The sequence below is a fragment of the Sphingobium sp. Cam5-1 genome (assembly GCF_015693305.1).
GTDB lineage: Bacteria > Pseudomonadota > Alphaproteobacteria > Sphingomonadales > Sphingomonadaceae > Sphingobium.
Genome location: NZ_CP065138.1, coordinates 1,075,260 through 1,092,109, shown reverse-complemented (window position 1 = coordinate 1,092,109; position 16,850 = coordinate 1,075,260). Strand labels below are relative to the sequence as shown.

Genomic DNA, 16,850 nt, shown 5'->3' with positions numbered 1-16,850 from the left:
GCGCATCGCTGCCGGGCCTTCTCTGGACGCAATGGTCCTAGGGATTTTTTGGACGATTTCGGGGCCACTTGCAAGCGGAAAAGCTATGCAGCCTCGTCCTCTATCCCCGCGAACCGAGCGCGAATGATGGCGGCAATGTCGCTCCACTCCTTTAGAAAGCCGCGCTCATCGAGGAATTCAGGATCGAACGCGGCAACGAACGAGGCGCTCGGCTCCTCTGCATCGTGAGGCGCGGCGGCGCCAACAACGTCGGCAGCAGGGTGGTCACGCCGCTTCGGCCCTTCCAGCCAGGCAGGTGCCACCGTCCGTCCGCTGTTGAGCGCGTCGACCGTGGCGCGGTCCACCATGGAGAAAGCATGCGCCACGCAAGCGGGCCAACGGTTCAACGCCTCGAGCAAGAACCGCTTGGCTTTGCGCTTGTGGACGCGATAGCGATGCGCAGCGACCGAATAGCCGATGGTGTCGCCGACGATCATGTCGAGCACCATCTGCCTGGGCATCGGCAGCATGTCCCGCCAATAGCCATAGGCGAGATGCATGCGCACACGATAGACGCTCTCCGCCGCCATGCCGCCGGTGCGGCGTGACTGATCTACCCGCGCCTCGAGGCTGGCGACCTTCACCGCAACATCGGCTTCCAGGCTGCGATAGACGTTCGCGATCTGCGCCGCCCATTCGAGCTGGTCCTTGTCGATCGTGCCATTGCGATGAAGCTGGACGAGCGAGCCGTCATGAGTGCGGGTCGAACGCTCCCATGTCTCGGGGGTGCCATATGCCTTGTGGTTCCACGCTTCGCGGACCTGCACCGCTTCCTCGATGCCCGGCTCCAGTTGGACAGGCCGCACGATGACCTTCGGCTTGCGCCGACCTTTCCGCTTCCCTTCCGTGACAGATTCCGTCGGCCGGGGCAGTCCGAGCACGAGATGATCGATCCGCTGCCGCTCGCGTTTCCGGGCCGCATCCATGCGGGCAAGGCGCGCGTTGAGCGCTGACACCTTCTCGGGGTGCTGAGCTGCATCGTCGATCAGCGCCTGCCGCGCCGCCGCGATCATGGCCGAGCGCGCCTCCGAAGGGCTCGCGCCCTCGAAGACCTCGCCCAGCCGATTAACTACTTCAAACTTCGGCTTGTCCGCCATGGCCCCGTTCACTCCGTTCTCTTCCTGTTCTACTGCTGTGCCGCACTGCTCGCCAGCGGCTGGTCGAGGTCCGCAAGGTTGACGCCCAGCCGGGTGAGAACCTGCTCTATCGCCGCAATCCGCGCTTCGGTCGGAATGCGCGAGCCTTGCTCCCAGCGCTTCACCGTGCCGCGGTTCACGCCGACAACCTTGCTGAAGCGGTCGCGGGACATGCCGGTCAGGCGGCGTGCGTGCCTCATGTTCATGCCGTTGCCCCTTCGCTCTTGCCCATCGGATCGGCGAGGATATGGCCGAGCATCTTCGCATCATCCTCGGTCAGCATCTCCTGCGGTTCCTTCCACTCCCGCTCGTGCTTCAGCAGGACCATGCGGGCGGCGGACTCCCGGCGCGTGCGGCGGCCACGGATCGGCGCGACAATCTCTTCGATCTCCGCGACCGTAGGGAAGAACCGGCACTTCCTGATGATCACCTCGAAGGCCGCATGCAGATCGGGCAGGGCATGCGCGCTAAGCGCCCGGCGATAGAGGGCCATCCGTTCCTCCGCCTCATCGTTGCTCAGCTTCGGGCTGGGCATCATCGTCGCCAGCCGGGTCAACATCCGGTTGACCTGCTGCTCGGAGGCGCGGGGCGGCTGACAGGACGCGACATACTCGCGCAGATGGCCGGCGCTGACGGGCCCGACGACGGGCAGGTCATTGAAGGTCAGGTGCTGATCCAGCAGCGTATCGAGCTTCGTGGGCAAGGCCGGCTCGGACCAACGGATTGGCTGGTTCGCTGCGGTCCTGGGGGTGATTGCGGTTTGGGCGGTCATGCTGTTCTCGCTGTCTCTGCCATTCGTCGGCTTTGCTGATCCATGTGCGGAATGCGGCCTGCCAGTCCTTCGACTTCCGGCCCTTGTCGGTGGCGTGGTCCCGGAACTCGGCGACCCGCGCCGCAAGCCAGCCGGGCGGCCAGCCATCGACGATCCGCTGGGCGGCTTCGGTCAGGATGGGCTGCCAGTCGGCGGGGAGGGGCTCGCCAGCGGACGATTTCCGCTTCGAAGCCGGTTTTGGGGATGATGAGACGATAGTCTCATCTGGGGAAAGTTCTGGGGGGTTAGAATATATATCATTGGGGGGGTCACGCGTGACGTCACGGCGTGACGCGTCACGCGTGACCTTCTCCGCCTTGTCCTTGTCGCGCCTGCGCTGCTGGCGAGCAGCCGCGGTCGGATCCTTGCGGATGTCTCCCAATCGGGACAGTTCGACGGCATCCGAAAGGGACAAACCCTTGGATGCCAGATATTCCAGCTGTGCCGTGTTGAGGCTCACGGGTTCATGATCTCCAGCACCACGCATCCCCCATCGACCGTGTCGGCGAACTCTGCCGTAGGCTTGAAGCGCTTGTCGTTGACGCGGAGCGCGTCGGCGATCCCGTCGAGCAGCGACTTGCAGCGAGCCAAGCCATTGTCGCGGTCATGACCGCGCTTCACGGGTGGGTGCAGCGTCAGGTGGATGACGATGTCGCCCTCTGCGGGCGCACGCAGCTTCGCTTCCATTCCAAGAATGTGAGCACTGCGGCGCATCATCTTCGCCGCAGCGTGACGCTTCCGCCAGTGAGCGCGGCTGTTCGGCGACAGCTCTTTGGGCGGCCAGGGGAGTTCGACGCGCTGCATCAGATCATCCCCGAGGCGACACCGCCCAGCGTGTAGGGGCCAAGGTCAGCAGCAGGCTTAAACTTCTCCACCACCGTAGCCTGCCCATTGCGGACGCGCAGCAGCTGCTTCTCGAAGGGGGACAGGCGGGCGTTCTCCGCCTCGATCTGGCGCTCGATGATCTCGCGGGCTTCGACGGCGCGCACGCCCTTCTTGTTGACGAGGTCGCGATACTGGTCGCGCAGATGCTTCGGGCACCAGCCGAGATAGCGTTCGGTCTGCATCCGGCCGACCCTGATACGCGGCTCAGAGCCTGCGCCCTGGGCAGCATGGCCAAGGCCGCTCTTGCCGAGCGCGCGGCCTGCCTTACGGCGACGCTCAGCTTCTTCCGGATCGCTGGCCAGCCGGGCGCGCAGACCCTCGGACGTGCGACGGATATGCTCGGCCTTGAAGGCAGGATCCTGCATCCGCCTCTTCATGGAGGCACGCGCCTTTTCCACCTTGGCGCGATCCTGCCCGTTCACGGTGCCGATGCACGAGCGGCAGAAGCGCGTCTTGCGGCGGGGAAATTCCTTGATCTCCCGGCCGCATCCGCCTTCGCATTGGAAAGTGCCGGTCATCGTCAGAAGACCCACTTCGCGCTGAGCACGCCCATCTGCTTCTTCAGCGTGGCGATCTCAGCCAGGAAGGAGGCGTTACTCTCCTGCTGCAGCTTTTCCAGCGCGGCGATGTCGCTGCGAAGGGCCGCGACTTCCTCTGGCTCCTTCAGCTTGCCGAAGCAGGTTTCCCGATATTCCGTGACGACCGTCTCAGACAGGCCGGTATCGGCGGCAACGCGCTTGTCGTCCCAGCCGTCGGCAAAGGCACCCTTGTTCGGGTCGAAATGCGTCTGGAGAAGGTGAAACATCTGAGCCTGAGCGCGCATGGCGTCGGGCGACGGTTTAGCCGACATGGCTTTCCTCTCATTGGCCTTGGAGCGGCAGCCGGGGCAGATGTGCGGATCGAGCGCCCAGCCAGCCTGCGTGAATTTCTTGTCGATCTGCTCCGGGGGCATCCGCACGCTCAGCTTCAGCGAACCCTCATGCGGGCAGCGGCTGCAATGGAGGAAGGCGGTTGCCGATGGCGAGCCGACGCCCGGCCGGGTCACCAGCCGCCGTCCTGCCACGCCATTGCGATACGAATGCTCCCGGTGCTTCATGGGTTTATTCCGGCGCGCCGACGAGCAGCGGAAGCTCGGTCTCAGCCTTCACCCGAGCGCATGCCTTGTCGAACGCATCGTCAAAGACGAGGTCGGTGCGCCACAGTTCATACCAGAACTTCAGGCCGCCGGTGACGCGATAGCGCAGGCGGGCGACGATCCGGTAATAGCCGTCATGGGCGAAGACGGGGATGCAGATGACGAACAGCGCCGGGATATCGACCGGGGCGCCGGCCGCATCGACATGCTCGCTCTCGAACCGGATCTGGGCTTCGCCGGTCTGGAGCTTCTGCACCTGCTTTATGACGCTGTTCTCGTAGACCTCCAGATTGGTCGACAGTTCGTGCATCCGGGCCGGGGTGGCGATGCGCCCGGCGTTGGTAGAGCCGATGTAGCGACGCATCTCTTCGCTGAGAGCGTCGATATCCTCGACGTATTCGATGTCGACGACGCGATCTTCGATGAACTCAGCGAACTCCTTCTGGTCCATCTGCACCTTGTCGAACTTCTGCCAGACCTTCCATTCATCGGAGAGCGGGAAGTTGAAGACAGAGCGGTGCTTGCCGAAGCGCGGATCGGCATCGCTGCCCGCACGGTGATAGTCCAGCACGGCCGTCAGCGCGGGCGAGGCCCGATCGTCACGAGCGAAGATCACGCTGTCGCTATCCTTGAAGCGGACGATATGCTCGATGAAGCTGTCCAGGCGGGTCAGGGTGGCCGTTCCGGTGCGGCGCTCGGGATGGTCGAGATATTCAGCGAGCGACGATTTCGACACGACGGTGAAGCCGTCCTTGTCGAGGATGACAGGCACCTTGATGTCGCTGTCGAGCGGATGGTCGATCGTCGTGACGACCGCCTTCTGGTATTTCTCAGCCGCCTCGTGCGCGCGGCGGATGGTTTCGCCGATATCGCGCGCATCGTTGGTGTTGGTTGCAGTCATGTGCGTTTCCTTCTGCTTGTGGGCTTAGTTGCGGACTTCGCGGCGCGGCGTGACGTCGCGGACGGTCCCAAAGAGGTTCCCCTGGCGGGGCTTGTTCGGCGTGAACTTGTTGTCGTCGGTCACCCAGCCGACCGACTGACGGCGCTTCTCATCGGGGCGCTTGAGCACATGCTTGGCGGCGAAGACGTAATGGCCGGCGGGCTCGCGCTGGATGTCGATGGTGATGGTCAGCTTCGCCTTCAGCTTGCCCTGGCCAGTGGCCTCGGCCATCTCTTCCAGATCGGCGGCAAGGTCGTTCAGGTCGGCTGCGACGTCAGCATCGAACTGGCCGTCTTCCTGCATGCGGATGAAGTCGGCGAGGCTGTGCGCCGCCGGGTGACGCTGGCCGCCATCGGCCGCGCGCGTCTCAATGATCTCCCCGCTATCGGGGTCGTGCTCGGTCACTTCATTTCTCCTGGAGCAGGTTGAGGATCGGAAAGGTGCAGGCCCTGCTCGACCTGCTCGACAAAGGCATCGAGGCGGATGCTCAGGAGGGTCGCGCTTTCGGCATCGACCTTCCCCTCCGCCACGAGGTTGGAGACCGCGGCGATCTGCCACCGGCCGAACTGGGCAACCTGCGCGCGCTCGGCGGCGCGGGCCTGCGCGGTGACCTCGGCGAAGGTGCGGCGGCGGTAGCGGCGGCTCACGCGGCGCGTTCCGTCGGCTGGCCCTGCTCCAGATCGAGCAGGTCGAAGAGCGACGGCACGGCCATCTGATCTTCGGCTTCGCGCAAATAGGCAACGCTGTGCGCCCAGTAGTCGGGGTTCAGTTCGCTGCCCGCGCCGCGCCGTCCGGACAGGATCGCGCGCATGGGGACTGTGCCCAGCCCGCAGAAGGGATCGTAAACGAGGTCGCCCTTGGCCGAGTAGCGCTCGATCAGGCGATCAACGATATCGAACTGCAGGGGGCAGACGTGCTTCTCGCGGCCCTTCTGCACCTGCTCGGCGTTGAGCGTCCGCATGCGCACGACATCATCCCAGACGTCAGGGTGATGGCTGCCCGGGTTGAGCGCCATGAAGGTGCGGGGCAGGTGGCCACGCTGGTCGTTCGCGCCGCGCGCCTCGATCTGCTCGCCGATGTCGACATGGGAACGGAAGCTGTAGATCAGGTCGCGCGTCTCTTCCCGGAAGCGCTTGACGATCTTCCCGGTCGCCATGTGCGCGAAACGCTCTTCGACTTCCCACAATTCGGGGATGGTGAGGGGGCGCTCACCGCTGGAGCGCCAGAAGGCGTGGGCATCGACCTGCCAGCGCGCCAGGCTGTAATCGTCGGCGCTCTTGGTGACCGGCGTGTCAGCATAGCCGCGGCTGCGGTCGCTCTGGGGCTTGCGCATCAGCAGGACATATTCAGGGCTGCCCACGCCCATCTTCGTGCCGTCCTTCAGCATCTCGCTGTAGGAGAGGCGATAGGTCTGGTTATTCTCGCGCACGACGTCGGTGACGACCGTGATCATGCCCATGAACTGGAAGCCGTGGCGCATGTAATGGTCGATGCACTTGGCATGGAACGGATTGACGGTCGGCACGCCCTGGCCGGTCACCGAGCCGAACAGGATCCTGTCCTTCACATGGATGCAGGCCAGCCGGCCCGGTGCGAGCGCGCGCAGCAACTGCGGCGTCAGGAAATCCATCTGCGCGAAGAAATGCGCGTCGTCGTCAGTATGGCCGAAGTCGTTGTAGCTCGGCGTATATTCATAGTGATTGCTGAACGGGATGGAGGTGACAATCAGGTCGAGCGAACCTTCCTCCAGCCGCTCAGCCTCCGCCACGCAATCATTGTGCGCCAGCGTCCAGCCGTTCCCGCTTGCCTCCTGCCGGGTGCAGCCGATCGAGCGCTCAAGACCATCCTTTGCGGCGGAATGTTCCAGCCCATATTTGCGGATCATCGCCGACATCGTGGCGCTAAGTTCTTCGTGGAGCTTCCATTTCTCCTGAAGGGCGCGAACGACCTCGGTCTCGGTTTCCGAATAGATGATGTCGATTTCAACGGGCTCGGTTTGCCCGAAGCGCTGGATGCGGTGAATTGCCTGGATGAAATCGCGGAATTTGAAGCCGACGCCCGTAAAGATCGCGCGATGGCAATGGCGTTGCAGGTTGACGCCACCGCCCAACATCACCGGTTTGGCGCCGATCAATGCCAGGTCGCCGTCCGCAAAGCGGGTGACGATGTCTTCCCGCACGTCCAGCTTCTGTGCGCCATAGACGGTTTCGCAGCCGGGCAGGGATTTCTCCAGCGCGCGGCGCTCGTCTTCGAGGTCGTGCCAGATGATGAAATGATCGTCGGGCGCTGCGGCGACGATCTCGGCAGCCTTTTCGATCCGGGCGTCGAGGGTCCGGCGCTTCTCGCGGGAGGCTTCCACGACACCCAGCGCGGTATCACGGATCAGACGGCCTTGGCCGTTGCTCTCCGGTTCCGCATCCGCGATGTCCGCCTCTACGCTGTGCCAGCGAACGGTGATTGGCGGCAGCGCATACCCTTCAGTGCAGCGGCAGCTATCGCAGGAGTGGTCCCAAGATGCGCTCGACGCTCCAGCCGCGCCGGTATCGTTGGTGAAGTGTCCAGTAGTTAATGCCGAGCTCGTCAGCCCATGCGGACATTGACTGCTCGCGATTTCCGAGGCGCAGCATGACGGATCGACGTGTGTTCCGAGCCTGTTCCTTTCGGCTGGCCCATCGGCAGTTTCCGGGCTCGTATCCGAGCCCATTGTCAATGCGCTCGATAGTTTCGTCTGGGCCGGGCTCTCCCATGTCTCCGACGAAGTTGGCGTATTGCTGCCAACGTTCGCAGACGGATATGCCTCGGCCGCCGTAGTGATCCCAATCTTGGTTACTGGGATTTCCGCATCGGGAGCGCATGGCTGCCCAGATTGAATATGACCGGGTTCCTTTTCCGCCATGCTTGGGGCGCAAGCATCCGCAGCTGAGGACACGTCCTGACCGGAGGTGATTTGAAGTTGCGAAGTGGACGCCTCCACAATCGCACTGGCATCGCCAGCCGCCGACTCGCCAATCACTATCCCATTCGATAGCAATGAGGCGTCCGAACCTTTGTCCTGCGAGGTCAATTCTACGTGACATGAGCACCTGCATATGTCGGCGGGGGAGCGGATGATTACAGCCCAGGAATTGACCCAAGTGAAGAACTCATCGCGCTTATGTTCATACAGCGTGAGATCGCCAGCCTTCTCGCTGTTGCGCTGGAAGAAGCGGGTGAGCGCCTGCCCGGTGTCCATGATGCCGAGGAACCCGGCATAGTGGATCATTTCCTTGTAGCGGTTCGGGGCAGGGGTGGCGGTGGCGACGAAGCGATAGGGCACCGTCTCAAAGAGAGGCAGGAACTCCTGATAGGTCTTCGACCCGAAGGACCGCAGCACGTCCGCCTCGTCCAGACAGGCCACACAGAAACGGGAGACGGAGACCTTGCCTTCGCGGACGCTCTCATAGTTGGTCAGGAAGATGCCGCCTTCGTCGCCGGAAGCATCCATCTCCGCATCCGACTGGATGAAGCGGACGTCGAGGCCGAGCAGCTGGGCGTCCCGAATGAATTCCCGGCGGACATTGAGCGGCACCACGACCAGCGCATCAGGCTTCGAGCCGAGTGCGATCTCCAGCTTCCGCAGGATGATGTCGCAGATCAACAACTGCTGCATCGTCTTGTGCAGGCCGAAGCTCTCGAACAGCGCGCGGCGTCCGCCTTCGACCGCCCAGCGGACGATATGGCGAATGTGCGGCTTCATCGGACGCCCATCGGCGAGCATGTCCGGCACATCGTCCAGGCTGCACGGCAGGCCAGCCGGCATGGCGAGCGGGATTTTCGCCTCCAGAAAGGCCCGGTATTCAGGATGCAGGTCATCGCTCGCGGAACTGGCCATCGCCAGCGCCGCGCCAGTGGCGTCGGTCATTGTTCACTCCTGGGCTAGTCGCGCCCGCTCAGTTGCAGTCAGACGGCCCGCAGGCGGACCTCATTCCGGCGGCGCTCCAGCACGCTCGCCGCCTTGATAAATTCGTCGATCACGCCAGCCGCCTCGAGCTTGCGCACGTCGCTGTCGCAGCACACGCCGTCCGACAGCAGCGTGATCAGCAGGGGCAGGGCCTCCGCGATCTTCAGCGGGATGTTGCCGACATTGTCGCAGCACACGGCAGTCGCCGGGACCGCCTTCGCGCCGATCAGCGACAGGATCGTGTTCAGGCTCTCCGGGCCGAATGCCTTGCCGATGCTCAGCATGGCAACGGCGGAGAGGTCGCCCTTCTTGTTCCGGGCGTTGCCGACCGACGCGGCGGAGTTGCCCAACAGATCGGCCATGTCCTGATCCGTCAGGTTCCCTTCGGCCCGGGCGATGTCGATGATCGTCGAACTGACCGCCTCCCGATAAGAATTCTGTGTGAGGCGGGGTGCTTTGCCCAACACGCTGGGCGCGCCCGCGCGTAGAGAACTCCCATGATCACAGCACGCAGACATCAGGCAGCATCCTTCTGGGGGACGAACGCCGTCCAGTGGATTGCCTCACCCTTCGCCGCAGCGGCATCGATGATGCGCTGCCAATACCGCGGAGGGATACTCTCGCGGTTCCGCCATTGCCGGACGAGGACGCCGCTTTCGCCAATATCGTTGGCGAGCGCCTCCGCGTTGCCATCCCAGACGGCATAAATCGATGAGAGGTGAGACATATTCTTGTGATACATTGCGTATCGACCAAGTCAATACCCAACGTATCGCTACAGTCTGTATTGACGCTTCCATGTCCACAGACCCGCCAGCGCGCCTTCGCCGCGCGAGACTTGATAACGGTTTCCAGAGTGCGCAGGCCGCCGCCGACGCATTCGGCTGGTCATCGTCTGCCTATCGGCATCACGAGAACGGAACCCGGGGCTTCGATTTTGCGACGGCCCAACGCTACGGCAAAGCCTTCAAGGTTTCGGCTGGCTGGTTGATGGGGGAAGGGGGCGATAGCTCGAAGATGCCAGACATCCCGCCGACACGCGGGTCCGCCGATGGCGACGGCCGGGTCAGCCTCAAGAAGATCAACCTCGGCTTCGCCATGGGAGATGGCAGCAATCTGGACGACTATATCGAGGAAGGCTCACTCGATTTCGACGCGAACCTGCTCCGTCTGATCACGCAATCCCCGGCTCACCGGATCGTGGTGGCGGAAGGCGTGGGCGACAGCATGCAGCCGACGCTCATGGACAGCGACATGATCGTGATCGATACGATGCAGACCCAACTCAACAAGTGGGACCGCATCTGGGCGCTGAGCCTGCAGGGCGCGGGCGCGGTGAAGCGCCTGGGCCCAGCCGAACGGGGCAAGGTGGAAGTGATTTCCGACAATCCGGGCATTCCGAACCGCATCGTCCCACTGGAGGATGTGCGGATCATCGGGCGCGTCGTCTGGTCCGGCCGGAGGCACTGAACATCGGAAGGGTAAAAATGGCAGATGAACCTCATTATCCAGACTGGGACCTTCCTGCGAGCAAAGGTGACCTTATAAGGATGGGCCTGGCAATAACACGGGTTCTGTCCCAACTCGCGCAACTGGAGATGGTTCGCACGGATGAGCCAAGAAGGAATGCGGTCGTGAGGCTCGCAGCCAAGGAAATTCAGGCCCTGTCCGAGTTTATGGACGACATCGGCGGCGCACCATCGCGCTCTGACGTAGACCCTGAAAGTTAAACGGATGAGCAGCGTTTCTCATATTGGCGACGATGCATGGCGCGAGAATGCGGAGCTCCGCCGGGAGGTGAAGGCCTTGCAACAGGGCGGCGGGGGTGGCACATCAGGAGGTATGGAAGCTCGCGTCGCAAAGCTGGAAGCTCATGTTGAGCATATCAGATCAGAACTCGGTAAGCTGAGCACGCTGCCGATGGACATGGCGGTGCTTAAAACGCGCGTCGACCATCTTCCGACCAAGGGATTCATCATCACCTCTGCGATCAGCACCGTTACAGCCGTTGTCGGATTGTTGGCGCTCTTGTCTCGCCTCGGCATCCTAGCCGCCCATTAGAATGGGGCAGTTGTCCCTCGTCATCGTCGGCGCCGACCATCCGAACAAGGATAAGTCCAACCGCCGCTTTGAGATCCTCGTTTGCAAGCCGGGCGAAGAAATGCATCTCGTGCCCGAACCGAAGAACCCTGTCGATCCGCAGGCCGTCGCCGTGTTCAGCGCGCGCGGCGTCCAGATCGGTTATGTCCGCGGCGAGCAGGCGCAACTGATCCGATCATATCTTTCCCGCGGGAGGGTCGCCGCCGCAATCTTCCAGGACCGCCACCAGGCTGGCGCTGTCATTCGGCTGGGGCTGGACGGCGAGCTGCCCATCCTGCCTGAATTGCCACCCGAATCACCACATGACGACGACAGCGGATTTTATCCGGACTACATCCCGCCGTATGATTGAACGATACACAACGTATTGACATGGACGATACGTGATGTATTGATGCTCTCCATCACCTGACCTCCCAGGCATCCAGCCGGGACGCGAGAAGGTGGGGAGATCATCATGCCCCAGGACAGCTTTCATGTCGGATCGGCGTTCGCTGAGGCGCTGACCAAGGCGAATGCGCTGATGCGCGAGCCGAAATTCTGCAGCTATCGCACGATCGACCTCGTGAACATCGGCAAACATTCGGTGGGGCTGGCCCATCAGTTCCTGCCGAGCGACCCGGCGCTGACGCGCATTCACCTGATCCACGCGGCCAGCCGCCTGATCGCCGCTGCTGAACGGCTGGAGCATCCCGAGCCGGTTGCGGTGCTGCCGTCTGACCGCCCTGAAAATTCGACGCTGCTGGTGGTGTCGTGAGCGCCGCCCCGCACATCGCCGCCAGCCTGTTCATGCTCGGCATGGGCATCGGCTCCTGCTGGCTGATCTACGTCCATCTGATCTCTTACGCGGACCGGATCATCGACGCGCTGCTGATGGGGGAGGGGTGATGTCCGCTCGCTTCCACACCACCGGGCGCGACCCGCTCACTGTGACGCCCCGGACCCAATGGCAGTCCGAAAGAATGCGCGGCCCGATCCAGCCGATGGAGCGCAAGCGCAGCCTGTGGTTCCCGTTCCGGAGGCTCGGCCGTTGATCGAGCATCCCTCCATCCTTCTCGCAGGCGTCGCGGCGCGGGCGTCTCTCGCCACCGATCACCGTCAGCGCCTGCTCAACAAACCCCCACTGTCCCAACTGCGCGCGTCCCCCCTTAGCGCGCAGCGGACGGGAGCCTCGGACGACCATTCCCCCTCTCGGTCGTCATCTGATCCACGCGGGTCGGCCGTCGAGGCCGGTCGGCCCGCCAACCTTTCCGAGCCGGGCTGCGACTGCCCGGTCTGCACCAGCGATCTGGCCGACATTGCGCCGTGCCAGCGGGAGAACGAAGAATGAGCAAGATCTATAAGGGCGCGATCCTCGGTGATCTCGTCATCGACAAAGGTGATGACGCCCAGGCTGTCACGAGCGTCGGCGGCTCCCTCGACGTCAGCGAGGGCGCGACGGCGGACCTCCCGCAGGTCACGAGCATCGGCGGCTACCTCGACGTCAGCGAGGGCGCGACGGCGGACCTCCCGCAGGTCACGAGCATCGGCGGCTCCCTCGACGTCAGCGAGGGCGCGACGGCGGACCTCCCGCAGGTCACGAGCATCGGCGGCTCCCTCGACGTCAGCGAGGGCGCGACGGCGGACCTCCCGCAGGTCACGAGCATCGGCGGCTCCCTCGACGTCAGGCAGGGCGCGACGGCGGACCTCCCGCAGGTCACGAGCATCGGCGGCTCCCTCGACGTCAGGCAGGGCGCGACGGCGGACCTCCCGCAGGTCACGAGCATCGGCGGCTCCCTCTACGTCAGCGAGGGCGCGACGGCGGACCTCCCGCAGGTCACGAGCATCGGCGGCTCCCTCGACGTCAGGCAGGGCGCGACGGCGGACCTCCCGCAGGTCACGAGCATCGGCGGCTCCCTCTACGTCAGCGAGGGCGCGACGGCGGACCTCCCGCAGGTCACGAGCATCGGCGGCTCCCTCTACGTCAGCGAGGGCGCGACGGCGGACCTCCCGCAGGTCACGAGCATCGGCGGCTCCCTCGAACTTCATCCTCGTTCCAAGCTGATCGCGCCGAAGCTGGAAACCATCCATGGCCAGCCGGTCGGCGATCCTGATGCGCAGAAGCTGTTGCTGAAGCAGGTCGCGGAATGCGCGCTGGCCGATCCCTCCAATCTCGTCATGGATGCCTGGCACAAGGATGATGCTGTGTGCGGGACGGCGCATTGCATCGCCGGCTGGGCCGTCCACCTGTCCGGTGAGGAAGGCTACAAGCTAGAGAAGGAAGTCGGGCCCGCCACGGCTGGCGCTATCCTGCTCGGCACTGAAGCGGCGACGATGTTCTTCCTTTCGGAGAATGAGGCGCGGGGGCGGCTGGAAATGATCCGGCAGGGTGTCGCGGCATGAATATTGGCTACGCCAGCCTGGGCGACATGCAGTCGTGGGCCTTCGCGACCATGAAGCGCCAACCGGATTTCGTCATCGGCGATCCTCTCAACCCGTATCTGCGGCGTTGGTGGATTCTGCCCCGCAATGAGCAGCAGAACGTCTATCTGCACTGCATCCTGCGGGATGATGATGATCGCGCGCTGCATGATCATCCTTGGGCGAGCACGTCCTATCTGCTGCTCGGCAGCTATCGCGAGGTCACGCCCGAAGGTTCGATCACTCGTCACCCGGGCGATGTCGTCACACGTGAGGCGACTGCGCTGCACCGCTTGGAACTGATCGAGGGCAAGCCTTGCATCTCCCTGTTCTTCACCGGGCCGAAGGTTCGGGAATGGGGCTTCGCCTGCCCGCAAGGCTGGGTGAACTGGCGCGACTTCACCGGCGGCGAGAATGGCGAACTGGTCGGACGCGGATGCGGGGAGGTTGACTGATGGATGGCGTCGGTTCCTTGGCTGTTGGCTTCTTAGCTCTGACCCTGTGCTTGTGGGCCATTTCCATCGATTTGGATCGCATCGCTGATCAAGGCGAGACCATGCTTTGCATCGAGGCGGCGAAGGCTGGCGTCGATCTGAAGGGCAAGCTCGCGGATGCCTGCAATCTGCGCGCGGAGCGACGGCCATGAAGTTCGGCGCCGAAACTCCTGAATTCGTGCTGGTCAAGACGCGCTGGGGCTTCCGCCACGCCATCAAGGGCATGGGCGGCAGCCTCGTGCATTGCCGCGGCAATCCGGCCACCTGCAAATATTGCCACGAGCATGGCGTCCCGGTCGAAGCTCCGGACCCTATTGACGCCATGATCGCCACGCTGCGCGCCAATTGGGGCAAGCGCTGGGCGGAGAGTAACCGGCACGAGCGGACAGGCGAGGACGAGATATGGCCTGCCGAAGGTCTGCACATCGTCGCCCTGGCTGACGACAACCCAGCCGACCGCACCGTGCTCGTCAGCTTCGGCGACGATCACACCATCACCGCCGCCGTCGGCGCGCTGGTGCATGTCCACAATGAGATGATCGGGAAACCAGACTGATGCACGGAATCATCGTCGACAATTTCGCAGGCGGCGGCGGTGCGTCGACCGGGATCGAAGCCGCGCTTGGCCGGGCGGTGGACATCGCCATCAATCACGATGAGCAGGCCATCCGGATGCATGAGGCCAATCACCCTGGCACGCTGCATATCCGCAACAACATCTGGCAGATCGATCCGCAGGAGGTTGTCGCCGGGCGTCACGTCCAGCTCGCGTGGTTCAGCCCCGACTGCAAGCATTTCAGCAAGGCCAAGGGCGGGAAGCCGCGCGAGAAGTCGATCCGCGATCTCGCGTGGGTAGTCGTGCTCTGGGCGCAGCGGGTAAAGCCCGACGTCATCCTGCTGGAGAACGTCGAGGAGTTCCGCACCTGGGGGCCGCTCTGTGACGAGGGCAAGCCCATCAAGGAGCGGGCAGGAGAGACATTCACCAAATGGACGCGCGAACTGCGCAAGGCCGGTTACAAGATCCAGTGGAAGGAGCTGCGTGCCTGCGACTATGGCGCGCCGACTATTCGCAAGCGCTTCTTCATGATCGCGCGCCGCGACGGCAACCCGATTGTCTGGCCTGCGCCTACGCACGGCAAGCCGGGCTCACCGGAAGTCCTGAGCGGCAAGCTGCTGCCGTGGCGCACCGCGGCCGAAATCATCGACTGGTCGATCCCTTGCCCGTCCATCTTCGAGCGCAAGAAAGCGCTGGCGGAGAAGACCCTGCGCCGGATCGCGCACGGCATTATGAAGTTCGTCGTCAACAATCCCTCGCCGTTCATCGTGCCGATCTGCAACACGAACTGGGCAGGCGACCGCTTCTATCCGGGCGATGAGCCGCTGCGCACCATCACCACGGCAAAGGGCGGCGAGATGGCGGTGGTTGCGCCGCACATCACGAAGTTTCGCGAAGGCGCGATCGGCCATGCTGCTGATGAGCCGCTGCACACGGTCACCGCCAACAGCTACATCAAGCGGCCGGGCGGCTCTGCGCCGCTGGGCGTCGTTGAAACCGTCCTATCGCCGGTCATCGTCGGCTGCGGCGGGCGGCGCGGGCAGAGCGGTCCTGTCGGACCCGAGCAGCCTTTCCCCACCACCACGACCAAGGCAGATGCCTGCGTCGCGGCTGCGCACCTCGTCCACATCGGCAACGGGGAACGCGAAGGACAGGCCCCGCGCGCGATGGATGCTGAAAAGCCGCTGGGCACGGTAGTCGCTGGCGGCACGAAGCATCATGCCGTCATGGCTTTCATGCAGAAGTTTGCCGAGAACGGGAAGGGCATCGACCCAGCCGAGCCGCTGCATACGGTGATGGCGGGCGCACCGCGGCATGCGGTCGTCTGCGCCCACCTGGAGCAGGCGAACGGCGGCCCCAACAATGAGAACCTGGCCGGCCGCGCTGCCGACGCGCCACTCTCAACGGTGCAGACGGCTGGATCGCAGCAGCGGCTCGTCACCTCGAACCTGATCAAGCTGCGCGGGACAAGCGACCGGCACGTCGAGGGCAGCGGCGCCGACGTCGATGAGCCTCTGAATACGATCAGCGCGGGCGGCATTCACACCGCCGAGGTCCGCGCCTTCCTGATCAAATATTACGGGAACGAGCAGGATGGTCATGGCTTGAGCAATCCGCTCGGCACCGTGACGGTTCAGGACCGCTTCGGGCTGGTGACGGTCAGCGTCGATGGCGAGGAATATGTCATTGTCGATATCGGCATGAGGATGCTCAGCCCGCGCGAACTGTTCAACGCGCAGGGCTTCCCGGCCGACTATCAGATTGAGACGGACGCCCACGGCCAGCCGATCACGAAGACAGCGCAGGTCGCCAAGTGCGGAAATAGCGTTTGCCCGCCGATTGCTGAGGCGCTGGTGCGCGCGCAGTTCCCGGCCGAGGCGGTGCAGGGAGAGCGGGAGGCAGCATGAAGCGCCCGCTACCAAACTACAAGATCGGCGACGTGGTGCCGGTGCCAGCCGATGCCGACATGAACCTGGCGCAAATCCAGATGCAGAAGCGCGGGCTTCTCGCGCGCAACGCGAACTCGAGCCACCGCAGCATCGCCGGGATCACCGCCAAGCGCATCATGGCGGGCATCCATGAGGACGAGCACCGCCGAACGGACCCGTTCGAGCGCGCCCAGACCTTCCTGCGCCGCAGGGGCTTCGTGCCAGTCTGCGCCATCGAGGGCCGCTTCCGGGTCGGCCGCCACACCTTCGCCAGCCGGGCGGAGGTCATTGAATTCGCACAGTCGAAAGGATTTGAAGGATGATATTTTTATATATCGCCGTTGGGATCGCGGTGGGCTGGGCGGCGAGGTCGCTGCTGGACGCCGTGCTCACGAAGGTTGTTGTCCGCGTGCTGTCCGGTGCCGTCTGCAAGAAAAAGATACGCGAAAGACTGCTGGAATTGGCGGTGCAAGATGACTGATATCC

At 63.8% G+C, this 16,850-nt stretch carries 26 protein-coding genes; 13 read left to right on the top strand and 13 right to left on the bottom strand.

Annotation, left to right across the window (positions count from 1 at the left end; translation table 11 throughout):
* Window positions 1–83: 83 nt before the first annotated feature.
* The 13 genes from IZV00_RS05495 to IZV00_RS05435 form a co-directional block, all read right to left on the bottom strand.
* Entirely contained in the window at window positions 84–1,136 is a 1,053-nt protein-coding gene (locus IZV00_RS05495) for a hypothetical protein (protein WP_230463308.1), read from the bottom strand.
* Between the two features lie 29 nt (window positions 1,137–1,165).
* Window positions 1,166–1,381 (bottom strand): helix-turn-helix domain-containing protein, encoded by a 216-nt coding sequence (locus IZV00_RS05490; protein WP_196226142.1) that lies wholly within the window; start codon window positions 1,379–1,381, stop codon window positions 1,166–1,168.
* A complete protein-coding gene (locus IZV00_RS05485) occupies window positions 1,378–1,878 on the bottom strand; it encodes a hypothetical protein (RefSeq protein WP_196226141.1) in 501 nt (166 codons plus the stop codon). The genes IZV00_RS05490 and IZV00_RS05485 overlap by 4 nt, the downstream gene beginning before the upstream one ends.
* Window positions 1,829–2,446 (bottom strand): hypothetical protein, encoded by a 618-nt coding sequence (locus IZV00_RS05480; protein WP_196226140.1) that lies wholly within the window; start codon window positions 2,444–2,446, stop codon window positions 1,829–1,831. The genes IZV00_RS05485 and IZV00_RS05480 overlap by 50 nt, the downstream gene beginning before the upstream one ends.
* Window positions 2,443–2,790, bottom strand: a complete 348-nt coding sequence (locus IZV00_RS05475; protein ID WP_196226139.1) for a hypothetical protein — start codon at window positions 2,788–2,790, stop codon at window positions 2,443–2,445. The genes IZV00_RS05480 and IZV00_RS05475 overlap by 4 nt, the downstream gene beginning before the upstream one ends.
* On the bottom strand, window positions 2,790–3,389 hold the full coding sequence (locus IZV00_RS05470; protein ID WP_196226138.1) for a hypothetical protein: 600 nt from the start codon (window positions 3,387–3,389) through the stop codon (window positions 2,790–2,792). Before IZV00_RS05470 ends, IZV00_RS05475 begins: the two co-directional genes overlap by 1 nt.
* A 2-nt stretch (window positions 3,390–3,391) precedes the next feature.
* Entirely contained in the window at window positions 3,392–3,967 is a 576-nt protein-coding gene (locus IZV00_RS05465) for a hypothetical protein (RefSeq protein WP_196226137.1), read from the bottom strand.
* A 4-nt stretch (window positions 3,968–3,971) separates the two neighbouring features.
* Complete coding sequence (locus IZV00_RS05460) at window positions 3,972–4,907, bottom strand: DUF2303 family protein (RefSeq protein ID WP_196226136.1); 936 nt, start codon at window positions 4,905–4,907, stop codon at window positions 3,972–3,974.
* Window positions 4,908–4,931: 24 nt separating this feature from the next.
* Window positions 4,932–5,351, bottom strand: coding sequence for a hypothetical protein (locus tag IZV00_RS05455; protein ID WP_196226135.1), 420 nt, complete (start codon window positions 5,349–5,351; stop codon window positions 4,932–4,934).
* A complete protein-coding gene (locus IZV00_RS05450) occupies window positions 5,348–5,593 on the bottom strand; it encodes a hypothetical protein (protein WP_196226134.1) in 246 nt (81 codons plus the stop codon). Before IZV00_RS05450 ends, IZV00_RS05455 begins: the two co-directional genes overlap by 4 nt.
* A complete protein-coding gene (locus IZV00_RS21120; RefSeq protein WP_230463307.1) occupies window positions 5,590–8,847 on the bottom strand; it encodes a DNA methyltransferase in 3,258 nt (1,085 codons plus the stop codon). Before IZV00_RS21120 ends, IZV00_RS05450 begins: the two co-directional genes overlap by 4 nt.
* 38 nt (window positions 8,848–8,885) lie before the next feature.
* Complete coding sequence (locus IZV00_RS05440; RefSeq protein ID WP_196226133.1) at window positions 8,886–9,248, bottom strand: hypothetical protein; 363 nt, start codon at window positions 9,246–9,248, stop codon at window positions 8,886–8,888.
* Window positions 9,249–9,403: 155 nt separating this feature from the next.
* Window positions 9,404–9,613 carry a hypothetical protein gene (locus IZV00_RS05435; protein WP_196226132.1) on the bottom strand — a complete coding sequence of 70 codons (210 nt, stop codon included), beginning with the start codon at window positions 9,611–9,613 and terminating at the stop codon, window positions 9,404–9,406.
* A gap of 71 nt (window positions 9,614–9,684) precedes the next feature.
* On the opposite strand from IZV00_RS05435, the gene IZV00_RS05430 reads away from it, so the two are divergent.
* From IZV00_RS05430 to IZV00_RS05375, 13 genes are all read left to right on the top strand, one after another.
* Window positions 9,685–10,356 carry a LexA family transcriptional regulator gene (locus tag IZV00_RS05430; RefSeq protein ID WP_196226131.1) on the top strand — a complete coding sequence of 224 codons (672 nt, stop codon included), beginning with the start codon at window positions 9,685–9,687 and terminating at the stop codon, window positions 10,354–10,356.
* 372 nt (window positions 10,357–10,728) lie between these two features.
* Window positions 10,729–10,947 (top strand): hypothetical protein, encoded by a 219-nt coding sequence (locus IZV00_RS05425; protein WP_196226130.1) that lies wholly within the window; start codon window positions 10,729–10,731, stop codon window positions 10,945–10,947.
* Between the two features lie 10 nt (window positions 10,948–10,957).
* Window positions 10,958–11,338, top strand: coding sequence for an HIRAN domain-containing protein (locus IZV00_RS05420; RefSeq protein ID WP_443020064.1), 381 nt, complete (start codon window positions 10,958–10,960; stop codon window positions 11,336–11,338).
* 105 nt (window positions 11,339–11,443) lie between these two features.
* Window positions 11,444–11,743 carry a hypothetical protein gene (locus IZV00_RS05415; RefSeq protein WP_196226128.1) on the top strand — a complete coding sequence of 100 codons (300 nt, stop codon included), beginning with the start codon at window positions 11,444–11,446 and terminating at the stop codon, window positions 11,741–11,743.
* On the top strand, window positions 11,740–11,874 hold the full coding sequence (locus IZV00_RS21335; protein WP_268934779.1) for a hypothetical protein: 135 nt from the start codon (window positions 11,740–11,742) through the stop codon (window positions 11,872–11,874). The genes IZV00_RS05415 and IZV00_RS21335 overlap by 4 nt, the downstream gene beginning before the upstream one ends.
* A gap of 58 nt (window positions 11,875–11,932) precedes the next feature.
* The gene (locus IZV00_RS05410) at window positions 11,933–12,316 is read left to right on the top strand and encodes a hypothetical protein (RefSeq protein WP_196226127.1); all 384 of its coding nucleotides are present in this window, start codon (window positions 11,933–11,935) and stop codon (window positions 12,314–12,316) included.
* Window positions 12,313–13,368 (top strand): hypothetical protein, encoded by a 1,056-nt coding sequence (locus IZV00_RS05405; RefSeq protein WP_196226126.1) that lies wholly within the window; start codon window positions 12,313–12,315, stop codon window positions 13,366–13,368. The genes IZV00_RS05410 and IZV00_RS05405 overlap by 4 nt, the downstream gene beginning before the upstream one ends.
* On the top strand, window positions 13,365–13,841 hold the full coding sequence (locus tag IZV00_RS05400; protein WP_196226125.1) for a hypothetical protein: 477 nt from the start codon (window positions 13,365–13,367) through the stop codon (window positions 13,839–13,841). The genes IZV00_RS05405 and IZV00_RS05400 overlap by 4 nt, the downstream gene beginning before the upstream one ends.
* On the top strand, window positions 13,841–14,032 hold the full coding sequence (locus IZV00_RS05395) for a hypothetical protein (RefSeq protein ID WP_196226124.1): 192 nt from the start codon (window positions 13,841–13,843) through the stop codon (window positions 14,030–14,032). The genes IZV00_RS05400 and IZV00_RS05395 overlap by 1 nt, the downstream gene beginning before the upstream one ends.
* Window positions 14,029–14,436, top strand: coding sequence for a hypothetical protein (locus IZV00_RS05390; RefSeq protein WP_196226123.1), 408 nt, complete (start codon window positions 14,029–14,031; stop codon window positions 14,434–14,436). Before IZV00_RS05395 ends, IZV00_RS05390 begins: the two co-directional genes overlap by 4 nt.
* Window positions 14,436–16,343 carry a DNA cytosine methyltransferase gene (locus IZV00_RS05385; protein WP_196226122.1) on the top strand — a complete coding sequence of 636 codons (1,908 nt, stop codon included), beginning with the start codon at window positions 14,436–14,438 and terminating at the stop codon, window positions 16,341–16,343. The genes IZV00_RS05390 and IZV00_RS05385 overlap by 1 nt, the downstream gene beginning before the upstream one ends.
* Window positions 16,340–16,687 (top strand): hypothetical protein, encoded by a 348-nt coding sequence (locus IZV00_RS05380; protein ID WP_196226121.1) that lies wholly within the window; start codon window positions 16,340–16,342, stop codon window positions 16,685–16,687. Before IZV00_RS05385 ends, IZV00_RS05380 begins: the two co-directional genes overlap by 4 nt.
* Complete coding sequence (locus IZV00_RS05375; RefSeq protein ID WP_196226120.1) at window positions 16,684–16,845, top strand: hypothetical protein; 162 nt, start codon at window positions 16,684–16,686, stop codon at window positions 16,843–16,845. The genes IZV00_RS05380 and IZV00_RS05375 overlap by 4 nt, the downstream gene beginning before the upstream one ends.
* Window positions 16,846–16,850: the final 5 nt, after the last annotated feature.